The sequence below is a fragment of the Streptomyces sp. NPDC028289 genome (genome assembly GCF_055565975.1).
Genome location: NZ_JBVHTI010000004.1, coordinates 290,398 through 306,949, shown reverse-complemented (window position 1 = coordinate 306,949; position 16,552 = coordinate 290,398). Strand labels below are relative to the sequence as shown.

The window sequence follows — 16,552 nt, the reverse complement described above, 5'->3', positions numbered from 1 at the left end:
AGAACACCCCACGACGACCGAGGAGAACGTCATGAAGCACTACCTGCTGAGCGTGGTCCAGCCCGCCGACGCCACCCCGCCCCCGCCCGACGCGCTCGCCACGATCATGCGCGACGTCGAGGCGTTCAACGACGAGCTGCGCGCCGCCGGTGCCTGGGTCTTCGCGGGCGGACTGCACGGTCCGGAGACGGCCACGATGCTGCGGCCCAAGGACGGCGACGTACTGATCACGGACGGGCCCTACGCCGAGGGCAAGGAGTACCTGGGCGGCCTCTGCCTGATCCGCGCCGAGGACCTCGACGCCGCCCTGGAGTGGGGCCGCAGGGCCGCTCTCGCCACCACCCTCCCCATCGAGGTACGGCCCTTCGTGGACCAGCACTGATGGTGGAGTCCGCCGATGTCGAGGCCGTGTTCCGTACCGAGTACGGGCGCGCGGTCTCGGTTCTGGTCCGCTTCCTCGGCGACATCGACCTCGCCGAGGAAGCGGTCCAGGACGCCTTCACCACCGCGCTGGACAGCTGGCCGCGCACCGGGACGCCGCCGAGCCCGGCCGGCTGGATCATCACCACCGCCCGCAACCGCGCGATCGACCGGCTGCGCCGGGAGTCCTCCCGGGACGCCCGGCACACCGAGGCCGCCCGGCTGCACGCGCCCGACGCACCGGCCGAGGAGGGCCCCGTGCGCGACGAACGGCTCCGGCTGATCTTCACCTGCTGCCATCCCGCCCTCGCCCTCCAGTCCCGGGTGGCCCTGACCCTGCGCCTGCTCGGCGGGCTCAGCGCGGCCCGGATCGCCCGCGCCTTCCTGGTCCCCGAGCCCACCCTCGCCCAGCGCCTGGTGCGCGCCAAGGCGAAGATCCGCGACGCTGGGATCCCGTACCGGATCCCGAAGGACGCCGACCTCCCCGACCGGCTGAACGGGGTCCTGGCCGTCGTCTACCTCGTCTTCAACGAGGGCTACGGCGGCGATCCCGCGCTGTGCGCCGAAGCCCTGCGCCTGGGCCGGCTGCTGTACGAGCTGATGCCGGACGAGCCCGAGGCCGCAGGGCTGCTCGCGCTGATGCTGCTCGTCGAGGCCCGGCGGCCCGCCCGGCAGCCGACAGCCGGTGAACTGGTCCCGCTGCCCGAGCAGGACCGCGGCCTCTGGGACCGGGAGCTGATCGAGGAGGGGCAGGAACTCGTCCGGCGGTGCCTGCGGCGCAACCGCCCCGGGCCGTACCAGATCCAGGCCGCGATCAACGCCGTGCACAGCGACGCGCGGAGCGCCGGGGCCACCGACTGGGGTCAGATCCTGGCGCTGTACGACCAGCTCATGGCCGTCGCCCCCACTCCGGTCGTGGCGCTGAACCGGGCGGTCGCGGTGGCCGAGGTCCAGGGCCCGGCCGCGGCTCTGGAGCTGGTCGACGCCCTCGAGCTGAGCGGGTATCACGTGCTGCACGCCGTCCGCGCCGACCTGCTGCGCCGGCTGGGCCGGGACCGCGAGGCGGTGGCGGAGTACGACGCGGCCATCGCGCTCACCGGCAGCCTGCCCGAACAAGTACACCTCGCACGGCGACGGGGCGAACTCACCGACTGAGCAGGTGTGACCTTCGTCAAACGCAGTGGTTTCGGGCTGCCGGAATTTACTTCGGTCCATGAAAGGTTGCAATATACATCTGATCGTCGAGACCCCGTTCGGGCCGTGCGGCCCGAACGCACCACCAGCGAGGCATCCGTGAACCAGCCCACCCCCGAGCAGCCCGCCGACATCGTGGCCCGGCTGCGCGCCACCTTCCGCACCGGCCGCACCAAGCCCGTCGAGTGGCGCATCGGCCGGCTCCGCCGGCTGCGCGCCATGCTCACGGAGCGCGGCGACGAGATCGCCGCGGCCCTCAACGCGGACCTGGGCAAGAGCACCCGCGAGGCCTACGGCTCGGAGATCGACTTCACCATCCGGGAGATCGACCACACCCTCGACCACCTGGAGGAGTGGCTGCGCCCCGAGTCCGCGCCGGTCCCGAAGCACCTGGGCGACGACGCGACCGCCTGGACGCAGTACGACCCCCTCGGCGTCGTCCTCGTCATCGCCCCCTGGAACTACCCGGCCCAGCTGCTGCTCGCCCCCGTGGCCGGCGCCCTGGCCGCCGGCAACGCGGTCGTCGCCAAGCCCAGCGAGCTCGCCCCCGCGACCTCGGCCGTCCTGGCCCGGCTGCTCCCGGCCTACCTCGACACCGAGGCGGTCGCCGTCGTCGAGGGCGGCATCCCGGAGACCACGGCCCTGCTCGCCGAGCGCTTCGACCACATCTTCTACACCGGCAACGGCGTGGTCGGCCGTATCGTCATGCGGGCCGCCGCCGAGCACCTCACCCCGGTCGCCCTCGAACTCGGCGGCAAGTCCCCGGCGTTCGTCGACCGCGACACCGACCTCACCGTGGTCGCGCAGCGGCTCGCGCGCGGCAAGTTCCTCAACGCCGGGCAGACCTGCGTGGCCCCCGACTACGTCCTGACCGACCCGGAGACCGCCGCGGCCCTGGAGCCCGCCCTGGCCAGGGCCGTCCAGGGGCTGTTCGGCAGCGAGCCCAAGGAGTCCGGCGAGTACGGCCGGATCGTCAACGAGCGGCACTTCGACCGGCTCAGCGCACTGCTCGGCTCGGGCCGGGTGGCCGTCGGCGGCGAGACCGACCGCGCCGCCAAGTACATCGCGCCCACCGTGCTCGCCGACGTCGACCCGAAGTCCCCCGTGATGCAGGAGGAGATCTTCGGCCCTCTCCTGCCCATCGTCACCGTCCCGGACCTCGACAGCGCGATCGGCTTCGTCAACGACCGCGACAAGCCCCTCGCGCTCTACGTGTTCAGCGAGTCCGACGACACCCGGGAGCGTTTCGCCGCCGAGACGTCCTCCGGCGCCCTCGGCCACGGCCTGCCGCTCGCCCATCTCACCGTCTCCGACCTGCCGTTCGGCGGGGTGGGGGAGAGCGGTATGGGCAGCTACCACGGCCGCTACTCCATCGAGACGTTCAGCCACCGCAAGGCGATCCTGGCCAAGCCCCTGAGCTGATCCCCCGTCACGTTCCGGGCCCGGCCGCACCTGCGCGGCCGGGCCCGACCGCTGCCGTGGCCCGGGGTTCGGCGGCCGGTTGACTGGTCTACACCCTTGACTGGTACAGACCAAAGCAGTTGAGTGTGCCTCACACCCCCCACCGCGGCCGCACCCCCTTCGAGGGGCGCGGCCGTGCTCCGCAAAGGAGTTGGTCCGTGTTGAGGCGCCGTATCGCCGCACTCCTGACCTCGCTGGCCATAGGCGGCTCCGTCCTGGTGCTCCAGGCGGCCCCCTCGGCCTCCGCCGCCGGCTTCGTCGTCAGCGAGGCGCAGTTCAACCAGATGTTCCCGAACCGGAATGCGTTCTACAGCTACAGCGGCCTCACCGCCGCCCTCAGCGCCTACCCGGCCTTCGCCAACACCGGCAGCGACACCGTCAGGAAGCAGGAGGCGGCCGCCTTCCTCGCCAACGTCAGCCACGAGACCGGCGGACTGGTCTACATCGTCGAGCAGAACACCGCCAACTACTCGCACTACTGCGACTGGAGCCAGTCCTACGGCTGCCCCGCGGGTCAGTCCGCCTACTACGGGCGCGGCCCCATCCAGCTCAGCTGGAACTTCAACTACAAGGCCGCGGGCGACGCGCTCGGCATCGACCTGCTCGACAACCCCTGGCAGGTCCAGAACAACTCCGCCGTGGCCTGGAAGACCGGCCTCTGGTACTGGAACACCCAGAAGGGTCCCGGCACCATGACCGGGCACAACGCCATGCTCAACCAGGCCGGCTTCGGCCAGACCATCCGCTCCATCAACGGCTCCCTGGAGTGCGACGGCAAGAACCCGGCGCAGGTGCAGAGCCGGGTCAGCGCCTACCAGAAGTTCACCCAGATCCTCGGCGTCCCGACCGGCGGCAACCTCTATTGCTGACCTTTCCGTCAGGACCGTGTGCCAGACTCCGTCGATGACCTCCGAAACGATCACCGCGGACGCCTCCGGCACCTGGAAACTCGGCGACCTGCCCGTCCACCGCCTCGGCTTCGGCGCGATGCGGCTGACGGGCAGCGCCGCCTTCCACCACGGCACCCCGAGCGACCGCGACCGCTCGATCGCCGTCCTGCGCAAGGCCGTCGAACTCGGCGTGAACCACATCGACACGGCGGCCTTCTACTTCTCCGCCCTGCGCTCCGCCAACGAACTCATCAACACCGCACTGTCCCCGTACCCCGACGACCTGGTCGTCGTCACCAAGGTCGGCCCCCACCGGGACTACTCCGGTGAGTGGGGCACCTCCGCCCGCCCCGACCAGCTGCGCGGGCACGTCGAGGAGAACCTGCGCCAGCTCGGCCGCGACCACCTCGACGTCGTCAACCTCCGCCGGATGCGGCAGGACTCGATAGCCGAGCACTTCGGCGCCCTCGCCGAACTGCGCGAGGCGGGGCTGATCCGGCACCTCGGCGTCTCCGACGTCGAACCACGCCATCTCGACGAGGCACAGGCCATCGCCCCCGTGGTGTGCGTGCAGAACCGCTGGGGACTCGACGCGGCGGACCCGGCCACCGACGAGGTCGTGCGCATCTGCGGCGAGCGGGGCATCGCCTTCGTACCGTTCTTCGCCGTCGCGGGCGACGCCGGGGCGCTCGGCGCCACCGCGAGCCACGACGACGAGGTCCTCGCCGTCGCCCGCGCCCACGGCGCCACCCCCGCCCAGATCCGCCTCGCCTGGACCCTGCACCAGGGCGCGCACGTCCTCGCCATCCCCGGCACCGGCAACCCGGACCACCTGGCCGAGAACGTGGCGGCCGGCGCCGTCCGGCTCACCGAGGACGAGCTGACCCGGCTCAACGCCCTCCACACCAGGGCCGGTTGACGGTACGGCTCAGACCGCCCACACCCCGCCGCGCATCAGGTGCCGGCCACGCAGCTCGCGCGTCCCCTGCCAGGCCTGCACCGCGTTCGGCCGGATCCGGAAGAACGCGTACGACGGGCTGTCCCCGCGCGGGTCCCAGCCCGTCTTCGCCCGCAGCGCCCCGGCAGCCGCCGCCGGCACGTCGGCCGGGGAGCAGGCGGTCACCTCGCCGTCGAGCAGCACGACGTCATGGGTGTCCCCGAGCGCGAGCCGGGCCCGGCCGCCGTCCCGCAGATTGCGGCCGGTCGCGTTGGTGATCCGGGTGGACAGCCACACCGCGTCCGCGTGCCAGACGAACCAGAGCGGGACGAGACACGGCAGCCCGCAGTCGTCCGCCGTGGCCACCCACACGTCCCTCTCCCGCTCCAGACGGTCGAGTACGTCGCGCTTGCGCTGCTCGGAGGAACGGGCCGGGTTCGTGATCTTCATGGCCGCGAAAGTACCGGCCGGGCCCGCTCCGCGCCTCGGGCCCGCGTCCTAGGTCTCCGGTACCGCGCACCCCGGGACGATTCCCCGGCGCGCGCCGGGCTCCCCATGACGGGTTCACCGGTGCCGGCCGCCGCCGGGCTGACTACACTGCCGTAGACGGTCTGCCGACCGAGGACGAAGAAGGGGTGAGGAACCTTCCATGGCCGACGGGAAGGACGAACGCCGGCCCGCCGGCGAACTGGAGGCGAGCGTCATGGCCGCTCTCTGGGCCGCGGGCGCGCCCCAGACCCCCGGACAGGTGCAGCGGAGCCTCGGCACCGACCTGGCCCGCACGACCGTGACGACGATCCTGACCCGGCTGCACGACAAGGGCGTGGTCGAACGGCACCGTCAGGGGCGCGGCTACGCCTACGTCCCCGCCCAGGACGCACAGGGCCTCACCGCGAAGCGGATGCACACCGAACTCGACCGGGACAGCGACCGGGAGACCGTGCTCGCCCGCTTCGTCGCCCAGCTCAGCCCCCACGACGAGCGGGTTCTGCGGACCCTGCTCGAACCCGGCGAGCAACCCGGTCCGTCATGACCGCGCTGCTGCTCCTGCCCCTGCTGGTGCCGTTCGCGCTGCCGGCGCTGTCCCGGCGGGCCCTCGACCGGCTGGCGCCCGGCACCGCGCTCTGGGTGATCACCGCCTCGGCCGTCGCCCTCGCGGGCTGCTGCCTGGCCGCGCTCGGTGCGTTCTTCCTCACCGGGCTCCTCGAGCTACCGTTCTTCGCGGCGCTCGGCGAGCTGGTCCGGCCCCTGCGCACCGCCTCCGACCAGTTCGTCCTGCCACTCGCGGCCATCTCGGTCGGCGGCCTCGCCGTGTGCTTCGGGACCCTCGCGCGGTCGGTGCTCCGGCAGACCCGCGCCTTCCGCGCGGCCCGCACGGAGGCGGGGCGCCGGCCTGCCGCGGGCGACCTGTGCGTCGTCGACTCACCGTGCCCGGACGCGTACGCGCTGCCCGGACGTCCGCACCGGATCGTCGTCACCACCGGAATGCTGCGCAGCCTCGACGGAGCCGAGCGGGAGGCGCTGTTCGCCCACGAGCGGGCGCACAACACGGGCGGCCACCACTTCTTCCTCGCCGCGGCGGAGCTCGCCGCGCACGGCCACCCGGCGCTGCGGAGGGTCCGGGACGTCGTCCGGCTCGCCGTGGAGCGGGCCGCGGACGAGGCCGCGGCGAGCGCGGTGGGGGACCGGCGCCTGACGGCCCGCGCGATCGCCCGGGCCGCGCTGGCGGGGCAGGGTGCCGCCGCCGAACGGCCGGCGTTCGTGTCGGGCGCCGCGTCCGGGCCGGTGCCGCAGCGGGTCGAGGCGCTGCTGGCGCCGCGCGGGCGGCGGCGGGCCGGGGCGTGGGTCGTCGTGCTGCTGGTGGCCTGCGCCGGGTTGTCGTGTGTCGCCTCCGCGACCGGGATGGTCGACTTTCACCATCGGGTGGAGGTCGCTCAGGGGGAAGCGGAGCGGTAGGGGGACGGCAGGGGGGGGGCGGCCGTTCGTCAGGTGCGGGTGCGTCGTGGCTGGTCGCCCAGTTCCTCCCCCAGCCTTCGGCCGGGGGTACCCCCGGCGCCCCTGTCGGGGCGCTCCGGTCGGCGCACCCCGAAAGAGTTGCCCGAGGGAAAGGGCGGCTGGCGTCCTGGGCGTTTTACGTATAACCTCTCCCGCTAACCAGCCCCACCGAAAGGCCCCCATGCGACGCGTCGCCCTGGTCACCCTCGTCGTCGGCGACTACGACGAGGCGATCCGCTTCTACACCGAGGCCCTCGGGTTCCGGCTCGTCGAGGACGAGCCCCGCCCGGACGGCTCCCGCTGGGTCGTCGTGGAGCCCGGCGGGGAGGGGCGCGGCACCGGACTGCTGCTCGCCCGCGCCAAGGACGAGGACCAGCGTGCCCGCGTCGGCGACCAGACGGGCGGCCGGGTCGGCTTCTTCCTGCACACCGACGACTTCGCCCGCGACCACGCCCGGATGACCGCCGCCGGCGTGACCTTTCTGGAGGAGCCGCGGCACGAGCCGTACGGCAGCGTCGCCGTCTTCCAGGACCTCTACGGAAACCGCTGGGACCTGCTCCAGCCCGCCGCCTGACCGACCACTCCGAACCACCTGCCGAGGACAGCTCCACCATGACTGCTACGCGCGTAGACAAAGCCGCGATCCGTCGCCTTCCCAAGGCCGTCCTGCACGACCACCTCGACGGCGGCCTGCGCCCCGCCACCCTCGTCGAGCTCGCGGCCGAGGTCGGTCACACCCTGCCCACCACCGACCCCGACGAGCTGGCCGCCTGGTACTTCGAGGCCGCCAACTCCGGCGACCTGGTCCGCTACATAGCCACCTTCGAGCACACCCTCGCCGTCATGCAGACCAAGGAGGGGCTGCGGCGGGTCGCCGAGGAGTACGTCCTCGACCTGGCCGCCGACGGTGTCGTCTACGGCGAGGTGCGCTACGCGCCGGAGCTGAACGTCAAGGGCGGGCTCACGCTGAACGAGGTCGTCGAGAGCGTGCAGGAGGGGCTCGCCGCCGGTATGGCGAAGGCCGCCGCCGCGGGCACGCCAGTCCGCGTCGGCACCCTCCTGTGCGGCATGCGGATGTTCGACCGGGTCGGCGAGGCCGCCGGGCTGGCCGTCGCCTACCGGGACGCCGGTGTCGTCGGCTTCGACATCGCCGGCGCCGAGGACGGCTTCCCGGCCGCCGACCACCTCGCCGCCTTCGAGTACCTGCGCCGCGAGAACGTGCCGTTCACCATTCACGCCGGTGAGGCGTTCGGCCTGCCCAGCATCCACCAGGCGATCCAGGTGTGCGGCGCCCAGCGCATCGGGCACGGTGTCCGCATCACCGAGGACATCGTGGACGGCAAGCTCGGCCGCCTGGCGAGCTGGGTGCGCGACCGCCGGATCGCCCTGGAGATGTGCCCCACCTCCAACCTCCAGACCGGCTGCGCCGCCTCCATCGCCGAGCACCCGATCACCGTGCTGAAGGAGCTGGGCTTCCGGGTCACCCTCAACACCGACAACCGGCTGGTCTCGGGGACGACGATGACCCGGGAGATGTCCCTGCTGGTCGAGGAGGCGAACTGGACGGTGGAGGACCTGCGCACGGTCACGGTGAACGCCCTGAAGAGCGCGTTCATCCCGTTCGACGAGCGCAGGGCCCTCATCGAGGACGTCGTGCTGCCGGGTTACGCCGCTGTGCTCTGAAGCAGCCCCCGCAGATAGGCGGCCTGTCCGACGTGCTGAAGGTCGTCGGACAGGACGCTCACCAGCCGTACGCCCAGCGTGACGGGCGGATCGAAACGGGTGTCGACGACCCGTTCGAGGTCCTTGGCGGGGAGCTCGCGCAGCACCCCCAGGGTCTGCTCGTGCACCGCGTCGTAGTAGCCGGTCAGCAGGTCGCCGGAGTCCACCGTGACCTTCGCGACGTCGGCGGGCGTATGGCCGTACCCGTGGTCACGGGGCGGCAGGTCGAGGCCGAAACGCTTCTCCCAGCCCTGGGCCAGCCACACCTGGTCGAGGTCGAAGGCGTCGGCGACGTGGTCGTCCTGGATCCGGGTGAGGTGCCAGACCAGCCAGGTGACGGAGTTGGCGTCGGTGGCAGGGCGCTTGTTGAGCAGGTCGGGGCCGGCGCCGTCGAGGGCGGCATGGACTTCTTCCTGGATGCGGCCGAAGCCGTCGATGAGAATGTCCCTTGCATGCATACGACCACGATCGCGCATCGCCGGGCGTCATGCGTCAGGAATCCAGCTTCCGTGGAAGCCCAGCGGCACCCGGCCCGGCAGGTGCACCCGGGCCAGCGGCTCGCCGGTGAAGTCCTGCGCGGCGAGGATCAGCAGGTCGGCGGCGCCCCGGTCGGGATTGTGGACGTAGGCGATCGCGTACCCGTCGTCCTCCCAGCGCCCGTGTGCGCCCGGCACGAACACCGCCTCACCCGCCGCCGCGTCCCTCGGCAGCCGGTGCACCTCGGCCGTGCCGCGCGCAAGGTCGTGCTTGAAGAGGGCGTTGGAGAAGGCGCGGTCCGGTGGGTTGCCGTCGCCGGCCAGATAGGCGACGGACATCTCGGCGGCCGCCGCCGAGTAGCCGTAGCGGTGCCGGCGGGACACCAACTCCTCGTTGACCCGCGGGAATTCCTGCGGCCGGTCGTCGAGCGTGCGCCTGCGGACCTGCCCACACCGCAGGTCGACCGTCCAGCGCTCCAGCTTCGCGGTGCCCACCGCGTGCGGTCCGTCGGTGGTGGCGCTCGCGACGTCGAACGGTGCCGGATACGTCGTCAGGTCGATCACCACGGACCCGCCCTCGTCGTACGCGTTGAGGGTGTGCGAGTAGAAGACCGGGTCGACGCCGAACCACCGGACGGCGCCCCCGGAGCGTGGCATCACGCCCACCCGCGCCGGGTGTTCACGGTTCCAGACGTACGGCACCGGTGCGCCCGCCCCGGCGGCCGCCGCGTCGAAGGTGACCGGGATGTCGAAGACGACCACGTGCCTCTCGGTCAGCGCGAAGTCGTGCATCATCGGCGCGTCCCGGACCGGGATCCGGGTGGTGCGGGCGAGCCGGCCGCTCGGGTCCACGACCAGGTGCCGGACATGGTCCCAGGTCGGGTAGTAGGCGATCGCGTGCAACTCGTCCGCGTGCGCGTCGTACTTGGTGTGCGCGGTGAACGCGCCCTCCAGGGTGCCCCGGAAGTCGTAGGTGCCCACGGTGTTGAGTTCCCCGTCGAGTTCGTACGGCAGCGGGCCGCTCTCCTGGAGCGCGAGGATCCGTCCCCGGTAGGGGACGACATGGGTGTTGCAGGCGAAGTCGTCCGGCGGGACCGGACCGGGGTAGGTCTCGCCGAGCTCCGCCGTCACCTGTGAGGACCGCACCCAGCGGTTGCGGTACCACTCGGCGCGGCCGCCGCGCAGCCGCACCCCGTGCACCATGCCCTCGCCCAGCATCCAGTGGTGGGCGCGCGGATCCTCCAGACCGAGCACGTTCGGGCCGTTGCGCAGGTAACGGCCGTTCAGGTCGCTCGGGATACGGCCGGTGACCGGCAGGTCGAAGGCCGTGAGTTCCTCCGTGACCGGGGCGAACGCGCCCTCCAGGAAGGGAAAGCGACGCTCCGCTGCATTCGCTGCCGCTGCCGCTGCCTCCGCCGGACGGACCGCCGTTCCCGTCAGCGCGCCCGCCACCGCGATGCCCGCCGCCCCGCGCAGCACCGTACGCCGTGTGTGTTCCGCCATCTCCGTACTCCCCGTCGTCGTCGTGGACAGCCACGAGTCTGCGGCGACGGGGCAGCCCGGGTCAGGAGGGGCAGGCCCCGTCCGGGGGTGTTGCCAGACCCCCTGTTTCGAGGAGGGTGATCAGCGCCCTGGCCGCCGGGCTGGTGGCCGTCTCGGGCGGCAGCAGGGCGACCGTCTCGTACGCCGCCTCGTCCGTGTCCTTGAGCGCGAGCGCGGCCAGCGCGGGGCGCTTGTGGCGGAAGTGGCGGGGTACGACGGCGATGCCGAGGTTCTCGTCGACCAGGTCGAGGAGGCTGTGCACATCGTTGACCTCCAGGGCGACCGTGCGCCGTACGCCCGCCGAGGCGAAGGCCGCGTCGGTGGTGCGGCGCGGGCCCCAGTCCGGGTGGAAGTCGACGAACACCTCTCCGCCGAGGTCCTCCGGGGTCACGGCAGCGCCGGCCGTCGCCAGCCGGTGGCTGGGATGGCACAGCACGGTCATCGGCTCGCCGGTCAGGGACACCGAGCGCAGCTGGTCGGTGTCGTCCTGGGTGCGGTAGGCGAAGGCCAGGTCGAGCCGGCCCGCCGCCACCTCCTCGGCGAGGGCGCCCGAACCGGCCTGCCGCAGCCGGATCTCCACGTCCGGGTGGCGGCGCCGGAACGCGGCGAGCAGCCCGGCCACATGCACCCCGGCGATGCACTGCTCGGTGCCCAGCGCCAGCGTCCCGCGCAGCACGCCCTGCACCGCGGCCACCGCCTCGTGCGCCGAGCGCACCTGGGCGAGGATCCGCTCCGCCTCGCCGAGCAGCGCCCGGCCCGCCTCGGTCAGCGTCACCCGGCGGGTGGTCCGCACGAACAGCGGCGCCCGCAGCTCCCGCTCCAGGGCCCGGATCGACGCCGACAGACCCGACTGGGACACCATCAGCCGCTCGGCGGCCCGGGTGAAGTGCTGGTCCTCGGCGACGGCGACGAAATGCTGGAGGTGGCGCAGTTCCATGATTGAGAAGACTAACCGCACAATTCCATCGGATTCTCCTGTTGGACCACTGCCCGCGGCTCGGGAAAGAGTGGAACCGGTAGATCCTGTGGCAACCCCTCTGGAGTCGCGTTGTACACCGCACACCCCGACCGCTACGCCGACATGCCGTACCGCCGCAGCGGCCGCAGCGGCCTGAAGCTTCCCGCGCTGTCGCTCGGCCTGTGGCACAACTTCGGGCCCGACCGGCCCGTGACGACCCAGCGTGCCATCCTGCGCCGCGCCTTCGACCTCGGTGTCACCCACTTCGACCTCGCCAACAACTACGGCCCGCCGCCCGGCGCCGCCGAGTCCGCGTTCGGCGAGGCCCTCAGGGCGGACTTCGCGGCCTACCGCGACGAGCTGGTCATCTCCACCAAGGCCGGCTACCTGATGTGGCCCGGCCCGTACGGCGAGTGGGGTTCGCGCAAGTACCTGCTGTCCTCGCTGGACCAGTCCCTGACCCGGATGGGCCTGGACTACGTCGACATCTTCTACTCGCACCGCCCGGACCCGGAGACTCCCCTGGAGGAGACGATGGGCGCCCTGCACTCGGCGGTCCAGCAGGGCAAGGCGCTCTACGTCGGCATCTCCAACTACTCGGCGGAGCAGACCCGCGAGGCCGCCCGGATCCTCGGCGAGCTCGGCACCCCGCTCCTCATCCACCAGCCGCGCTACTCGATGCTCGACCGCCGCCCGGAGGCCGAGGGCCTCCTCGACGCTCTCGACGAGCTCCAGGTCGGCTCCATCGTCTTCTCCCCGCTGGAGCAGGGCCTGCTCACCGGCCGCTACCTCGACGGCATCCCCGAGGGGTCGCGGGCCGCGAGCGACAGCCCGTTCCTGAACTCGGACGCGGTCACCGCGGACCTCGTCGCCCAGCTGCGCGACCTCGACGAGGTCGCCAAGGGCCGCGGCCAGACCCTGGCCCAGCTCGCCCTGTCCTGGGTGCTGCGCGGCGGCCGGGTCACCTCGGCGCTGATCGGCGCGAGCAGCCCCCAGCAGGTCGAGGACTGCGTCGGCGCCATCGGGAACCTCGACTTCGACGCGGAGGAACTGGCCCGGATCGACGCGATCATCAACCGGTGATCCGTTCGGTGAGGCGGACGCACACCGCGTCCCCCTCACCCTTTCCGATCGCCCTGCGGACGTCGGCCCGCACGGGGAGCTTGTGCGTGCCGTCGCCCAGGGCCATGAAGGAACTCCGGAACGGGTGCCCGTCGACCGTGCCGCGGATCCTGACGAGCCCCCGGGTGCCGAAGAACACGGCGGACTCCGGCCAGACCACGTAGGCCCAGCCGCCTCTGGCGGGGCTGCGGCGCAGCACGGCGGTGAATTCCACGTCCAGATGTGCGGTCGTACTCATGACGATCCTCCGCTCGCGTTGGTCTCTCTCGTCGGGGAGACCGCCGCGAGGGCGGGAACTCATCGCGGGCGCGGGCTCACGCCCCGGCCGGAACCCGGTCCAGGAAGCCCAGTACCCGGAGGATCCGGCCGTCCTCACTGAGCGTGACCACGTCAAAACCGGCCACCGGAGCCGATCGGTCCGCCTCGTTCACCAGCTCCCAGCCGAAGCGGGCCGTGTCGTGGTGGCCGTCGACGACCCCGAGCGGGCGGAAGACGAAACCGGGGAACTGCTCGTGCGCCGCCGCGATCACGGCCGTGATCTGCGCATGTCCGGCGACATCCGCGAGCGGGTCGGTGTAGCTGCCTTCGGGGGCCCAGGCCTCGGCGACCGCCTTGCCCAGCGCCTCCGGCTCGGTGGCGTTCCAGGCCTCGAAGTAGCGGGCGGCGGCGGTCTGGTAACGGTCGGTGTTCACGGACATGGCGAATCAGCCTCCATCGAGGTCGTCACTGCTGGTCAGGGGGTGGATCGCGGTGTGCGGCGATCCGTGGGCACCACTCTGCCCCGGTTCGCGTGACGGGTCGATTACCCCTCGGGTAATGAAGGCCGGCCGGTACACCTTGCGCATTTCGGCCAATTCGCAGGGCGAATATGCCAAGAGACTGGCCGGAAAGGTGTGGTGACAGTGTTTCGAAAGTGAACATACTCGAATGTCAGGAGCACTTCACCGCACAGGAGCCGCACGGAAACCCGGCCGCGACGGCACACCGGCGAGCTACGGGGGAGTGATCGTGCACGACGAATTCCTGTGCCATGTCACGGCATACGGCATGTGCGGCGGGCAACGCATCGGCGTTCCGCTCGGCACCTACCGTGCACCGACCCTGGCACTGGCGCTGTGGTGGTTACGGGACCGGGCCTCCTGGATCGCGGAACGCCTCGACCCCTTACCCGAGAACCCCAGATTCCCGCAGGGTTCACTCGTCCCGGTCGCGGAGACCGTCTCCGACGTGCCCGGCCTGCTGCGCGCCTGGTGCGCCGACGCGGCCCGGCAGGAACTGGTCGCCGACGAGCTGGCCGACGGGCGGCTGGTGCGGATCGCGCTCCAGGACGACACCACGGAGTACGAACTGCTCGCCGAGTCCATCGACGCCCTCCGGATGCAGCGCACCGTCCCGGCCCTCGTCGTCCCCGTCGCCTGACCCGTGACAGCCGCCGCCGAGGCGGTCGTGACCAGGCACAGAAGAGGTCGGATCGGTAGAATTCTGCCCATGGCGGAGTGGCCGGTCGCCTCGACGGCGCCCGAACTCGTCCTGGAGACCGACACGGGATCCACGGTGATGACCCCGGGCCGCGACTACCACGTCGGGCGGGACCCGTTGAGTGACATCGTCATCGACGATGCCCGGGTCTCGTGGCACCACGCGGTGCTGCGCCCCGACGACGGCCACTGGACGCTGGAGGACGAGCAGAGCACCAACGGCACCTACGCCGACGGCCGCCGCATCCGCGAGTGGGAGGTCGGACCGGGCACGGTGATCCGCTTCGGCAGCCCCGCCGACGGGCCGTCCGCCGTTCTGAGCGGCCGCCCGGCGCCCGCCACGGACCGTCCCTCCGCCGTCTCCATGCCCGCCCGGACCGGCACCTTCCGGCAGCCCTCCTCGGTACGTCGGCTCCCGGCCCGCACGGTCCGCATCGGCCGCGCCGCCGACAACGACATCGTCGCCGACGACCTGATCGTCTCCCGCCACCACGCCGAACTGCGCACCCAACCCGACGGCAGCCACGAGATCGTCGACCTCGACAGCCACAACGGCACCTACCTCAACGGCCGCGCCGTCACCCGCGCCCTGCTCGGCCCCCGGGACGTCGTCGGCATCGGCCACTCCGCGTTCTGCCTGGTCGACGGGGAACTGCAGGAGTACGTCGACACTGGCGAGGTCTCCCTCGACGTCCAGGAACTGACCGTCGCCGTCGACCACGGCCGCAGGATCCTGCTGGACCACGTCTCCTTCCCGCTGGGGGAGAAGTCCCTGCTCGCCGTGGTCGGACCGAGCGGTGCCGGCAAGTCCACCCTCCTCAACGCCCTCACCGGCCAGCGCCCCGCCGAGCACGGCACCGTCCTCTACGACGGCCGCGACCTCTACCGCGACTACGCCGAGCTGCGCCAGCGCATCGGCCTGGTCCCGCAGGACGACATCCTGCACGTCCAGCTGACCGTGCGCAGCGCCCTCACCTACGCCGCCGAACTGCGCTTCCCCGAGGACACCGCGAAGGCCGAGCGCCGGCAGCGGGTGGACGAGGTCATCCGGGAACTGGGCCTCGAACAGCGCGCCGAGCAGCCCGTGCACAGCCTCTCCGGAGGGCAGCGCAAACGGGTCAGCGTCGCCCTGGAGTTGCTGACCAAACCGTCCCTGCTCTTCCTGGACGAGCCGACCTCCGGACTCGACCCCGGGATGGACCGCTCGGTGATGAACATGCTGCGCGGCCTCGCCGACGACGGCCGTACCGTCATCGTCGTCACCCACAGCGTCCTCAGCCTCGACGTCTGCGACCGCCTCCTGGTCCTCGCACCGGGCGGCCGGACCGCCTACTTCGGCCCGCCCGGCGACGCCCTCGGCTTCTTCGGGTTCGACGAGTGGCCCGAGGCCTTCGAGGCGTTCGAGCGAGACACCGGCCGGGACTGGGCGGGGGAGTACCGCGCCTCGTCGTACCACCGCAAATACATCGTGAACTCCAGCGCGCAGCCGGTGGTGGCGCGCTCCGGGGCGGTGGCCGCGGCCCCGCCGCCGCGGCCGCGCAGCTGGGGCGCCCAGTTCTCGACCCTGGTGCGCCGCTACACGGCCGCGCTCGCCGCCGACCGGACCTTCCTCGCCATCATGATCGCGCTGCCTTTCGTCATGGGCGCGATGGTCCGGGCCGTCGCCGGCCACAAGCTCACCGTCGACACCGCGACCGACGTGCTGCTCCTCCTGTGCGTGGGGGGAGTGCTGGCCGGCTCGGCCAACGCGGTGCGCGAACTGGTCAAGGAACGCGTCATCTACCAGCGCGAGAGAGCCGTCGGGCTGTCCAGATCGGCGTACGTCATGTCGAAGGTCGTCGTCCTCGGCACCGTCACCGTGCTCCAGGCGATCGTGCTCACCCAGGTGGGCCTGGCCGGCGTCGACCTCAACGCGCCCGGCGGCGAGGGGGTGCTGATGCCGCCCCTGCTGGAGATCACCGTCGCCGTGGCCGTGCTCTCCTTCACCGCGATGATGCTCGGGCTGCTGATCTCCGCACTGGTCCGCAAGGAGGAGGTGACGATGCCGCTGCTGGTGCTGCTCACCGTCGTCCAGGTCGTCTTCTGCGGGACCCTGCTGAAGCTGAACGGCGTGCCCGGTCTCGAACAGGTCGCCTGGCTGGTGCCCTCGCGCTGGGCGCTCGGCGCCATGGCCGGCACCGTGGAACTGCACCGGATCGTGCCCGGCTCCCTCACCGCCGACCCCTTGTTCCGGCACTCGGTGGGCGTCTGGCTGCGGAACATGGTCATGCTGGTGGTGCTGTCGGTCGTCTTCGGCTGGGTGCTGTCCCGGCTGCTGCGCCGCCACGAACCGGCCGTGATGCGGAAGTAGGCGACCC

18 protein-coding genes are annotated in these 16,552 nt (G+C 72.0%); 12 read left to right on the top strand and 6 right to left on the bottom strand.

The features are described from left to right. The first annotated feature begins 31 nt into the window (after nucleotides 1-31). The 5 genes from ACZ4UV_RS21385 (at nucleotide 32) to ACZ4UV_RS21365 (ending at nucleotide 4,884) form a co-directional block, all read left to right on the top strand. Nucleotides 32-382, top strand: a complete 351-nt coding sequence (locus tag ACZ4UV_RS21385; RefSeq protein ID WP_390038828.1) for a YciI family protein — start codon at nucleotides 32-34, stop codon at nucleotides 380-382. Beyond that, a complete protein-coding gene (locus tag ACZ4UV_RS21380; protein ID WP_467839800.1) occupies nucleotides 382-1,575 on the top strand; it encodes an RNA polymerase sigma factor in 1,194 nt (397 codons plus the stop codon). The genes ACZ4UV_RS21385 and ACZ4UV_RS21380 overlap by 1 nt, the downstream gene beginning before the upstream one ends. A gap of 66 nt (nucleotides 1,576-1,641) precedes the next feature. Further along, a complete protein-coding gene (locus ACZ4UV_RS21375) occupies nucleotides 1,642-3,036 on the top strand; it encodes an aldehyde dehydrogenase family protein (RefSeq protein ID WP_451022753.1) in 1,395 nt (464 codons plus the stop codon). Between the two features lie 197 nt (nucleotides 3,037-3,233). Next, the gene (locus ACZ4UV_RS21370; protein WP_467839797.1) at nucleotides 3,234-3,944 is read left to right on the top strand and encodes a chitinase; all 711 of its coding nucleotides are present in this window, start codon (nucleotides 3,234-3,236) and stop codon (nucleotides 3,942-3,944) included. Nucleotides 3,945-3,978: 34 nt separating this feature from the next. Next, nucleotides 3,979-4,884, top strand: coding sequence for an oxidoreductase (locus tag ACZ4UV_RS21365; RefSeq protein WP_451022752.1), 906 nt, complete (start codon nucleotides 3,979-3,981; stop codon nucleotides 4,882-4,884). A gap of 9 nt (nucleotides 4,885-4,893) precedes the next feature. On the opposite strand, the gene ACZ4UV_RS21360 is transcribed toward ACZ4UV_RS21365, so the two are convergent. After that, on the bottom strand, nucleotides 4,894-5,352 hold the full coding sequence (locus ACZ4UV_RS21360; protein WP_467839794.1) for a pyridoxamine 5'-phosphate oxidase family protein: 459 nt from the start codon (nucleotides 5,350-5,352) through the stop codon (nucleotides 4,894-4,896). 199 nt (nucleotides 5,353-5,551) lie between these two features. On the opposite strand from ACZ4UV_RS21360, the gene ACZ4UV_RS21355 reads away from it, so the two are divergent. From ACZ4UV_RS21355 to ACZ4UV_RS21340, 4 genes are all read left to right on the top strand, one after another. Beyond that, nucleotides 5,552-5,935, top strand: a complete 384-nt coding sequence (locus ACZ4UV_RS21355) for a BlaI/MecI/CopY family transcriptional regulator (protein ID WP_351499325.1) — start codon at nucleotides 5,552-5,554, stop codon at nucleotides 5,933-5,935. Beyond that, nucleotides 5,932-6,858 (top strand): M48 family metalloprotease, encoded by a 927-nt coding sequence (locus tag ACZ4UV_RS21350; protein WP_467839792.1) that lies wholly within the window; start codon nucleotides 5,932-5,934, stop codon nucleotides 6,856-6,858. The genes ACZ4UV_RS21355 and ACZ4UV_RS21350 overlap by 4 nt, the downstream gene beginning before the upstream one ends. A gap of 220 nt (nucleotides 6,859-7,078) precedes the next feature. Then, nucleotides 7,079-7,471, top strand: a complete 393-nt coding sequence (locus tag ACZ4UV_RS21345; protein WP_451022515.1) for a VOC family protein — start codon at nucleotides 7,079-7,081, stop codon at nucleotides 7,469-7,471. A 38-nt stretch (nucleotides 7,472-7,509) separates the two neighbouring features. Then, nucleotides 7,510-8,580 carry an adenosine deaminase gene (locus tag ACZ4UV_RS21340; RefSeq protein WP_451022514.1) on the top strand — a complete coding sequence of 357 codons (1,071 nt, stop codon included), beginning with the start codon at nucleotides 7,510-7,512 and terminating at the stop codon, nucleotides 8,578-8,580. On the opposite strand, the gene ACZ4UV_RS21335 is transcribed toward ACZ4UV_RS21340, so the two are convergent. The 3 genes from ACZ4UV_RS21335 to ACZ4UV_RS21325 form a co-directional block, all read right to left on the bottom strand. After that, nucleotides 8,562-9,077 carry a mycothiol transferase gene (locus tag ACZ4UV_RS21335; protein WP_390038811.1) on the bottom strand — a complete coding sequence of 172 codons (516 nt, stop codon included), beginning with the start codon at nucleotides 9,075-9,077 and terminating at the stop codon, nucleotides 8,562-8,564. The two genes, ACZ4UV_RS21340 and ACZ4UV_RS21335, sit on opposite strands and share 19 nt — an antisense overlap. A gap of 27 nt (nucleotides 9,078-9,104) precedes the next feature. Next, complete coding sequence (locus ACZ4UV_RS21330; RefSeq protein WP_467839788.1) at nucleotides 9,105-10,598, bottom strand: carotenoid oxygenase family protein; 1,494 nt, start codon at nucleotides 10,596-10,598, stop codon at nucleotides 9,105-9,107. Nucleotides 10,599-10,659: 61 nt separating this feature from the next. After that, nucleotides 10,660-11,574 (bottom strand): LysR family transcriptional regulator, encoded by a 915-nt coding sequence (locus tag ACZ4UV_RS21325; protein ID WP_451022512.1) that lies wholly within the window; start codon nucleotides 11,572-11,574, stop codon nucleotides 10,660-10,662. A 111-nt stretch (nucleotides 11,575-11,685) separates the two neighbouring features. On the opposite strand from ACZ4UV_RS21325, the gene mgrA reads away from it, so the two are divergent. Beyond that, nucleotides 11,686-12,678: an L-glyceraldehyde 3-phosphate reductase gene (gene mgrA / locus ACZ4UV_RS21320; protein WP_451022511.1), complete on the top strand. Its 993-nt coding sequence runs from the start codon at nucleotides 11,686-11,688 to the stop codon at nucleotides 12,676-12,678. Here mgrA and ACZ4UV_RS21315 read toward each other — a convergent pair. Both ACZ4UV_RS21315 and ACZ4UV_RS21310 read right to left on the bottom strand, forming a co-directional pair. After that, complete coding sequence (locus ACZ4UV_RS21315) at nucleotides 12,668-12,955, bottom strand: DUF1905 domain-containing protein (protein ID WP_451022510.1); 288 nt, start codon at nucleotides 12,953-12,955, stop codon at nucleotides 12,668-12,670. The genes mgrA and ACZ4UV_RS21315 overlap by 11 nt on opposite strands. A gap of 76 nt (nucleotides 12,956-13,031) precedes the next feature. Further along, the gene (locus ACZ4UV_RS21310; protein ID WP_451022509.1) at nucleotides 13,032-13,415 is read right to left on the bottom strand and encodes a nuclear transport factor 2 family protein; all 384 of its coding nucleotides are present in this window, start codon (nucleotides 13,413-13,415) and stop codon (nucleotides 13,032-13,034) included. A gap of 310 nt (nucleotides 13,416-13,725) precedes the next feature. Here ACZ4UV_RS21310 and ACZ4UV_RS21305 point away from each other — a divergent pair, with 310 nt between their 5' ends. Beyond that, nucleotides 13,726-14,136, top strand: a complete 411-nt coding sequence (locus ACZ4UV_RS21305) for a hypothetical protein (protein ID WP_467839783.1) — start codon at nucleotides 13,726-13,728, stop codon at nucleotides 14,134-14,136. Between the two features lie 69 nt (nucleotides 14,137-14,205). Further along, entirely contained in the window at nucleotides 14,206-16,545 is a 2,340-nt protein-coding gene (locus ACZ4UV_RS21300) for an FHA domain-containing protein (RefSeq protein WP_467839780.1), read from the top strand. The last annotated feature ends 7 nt before the right edge of the window (nucleotides 16,546-16,552 follow it).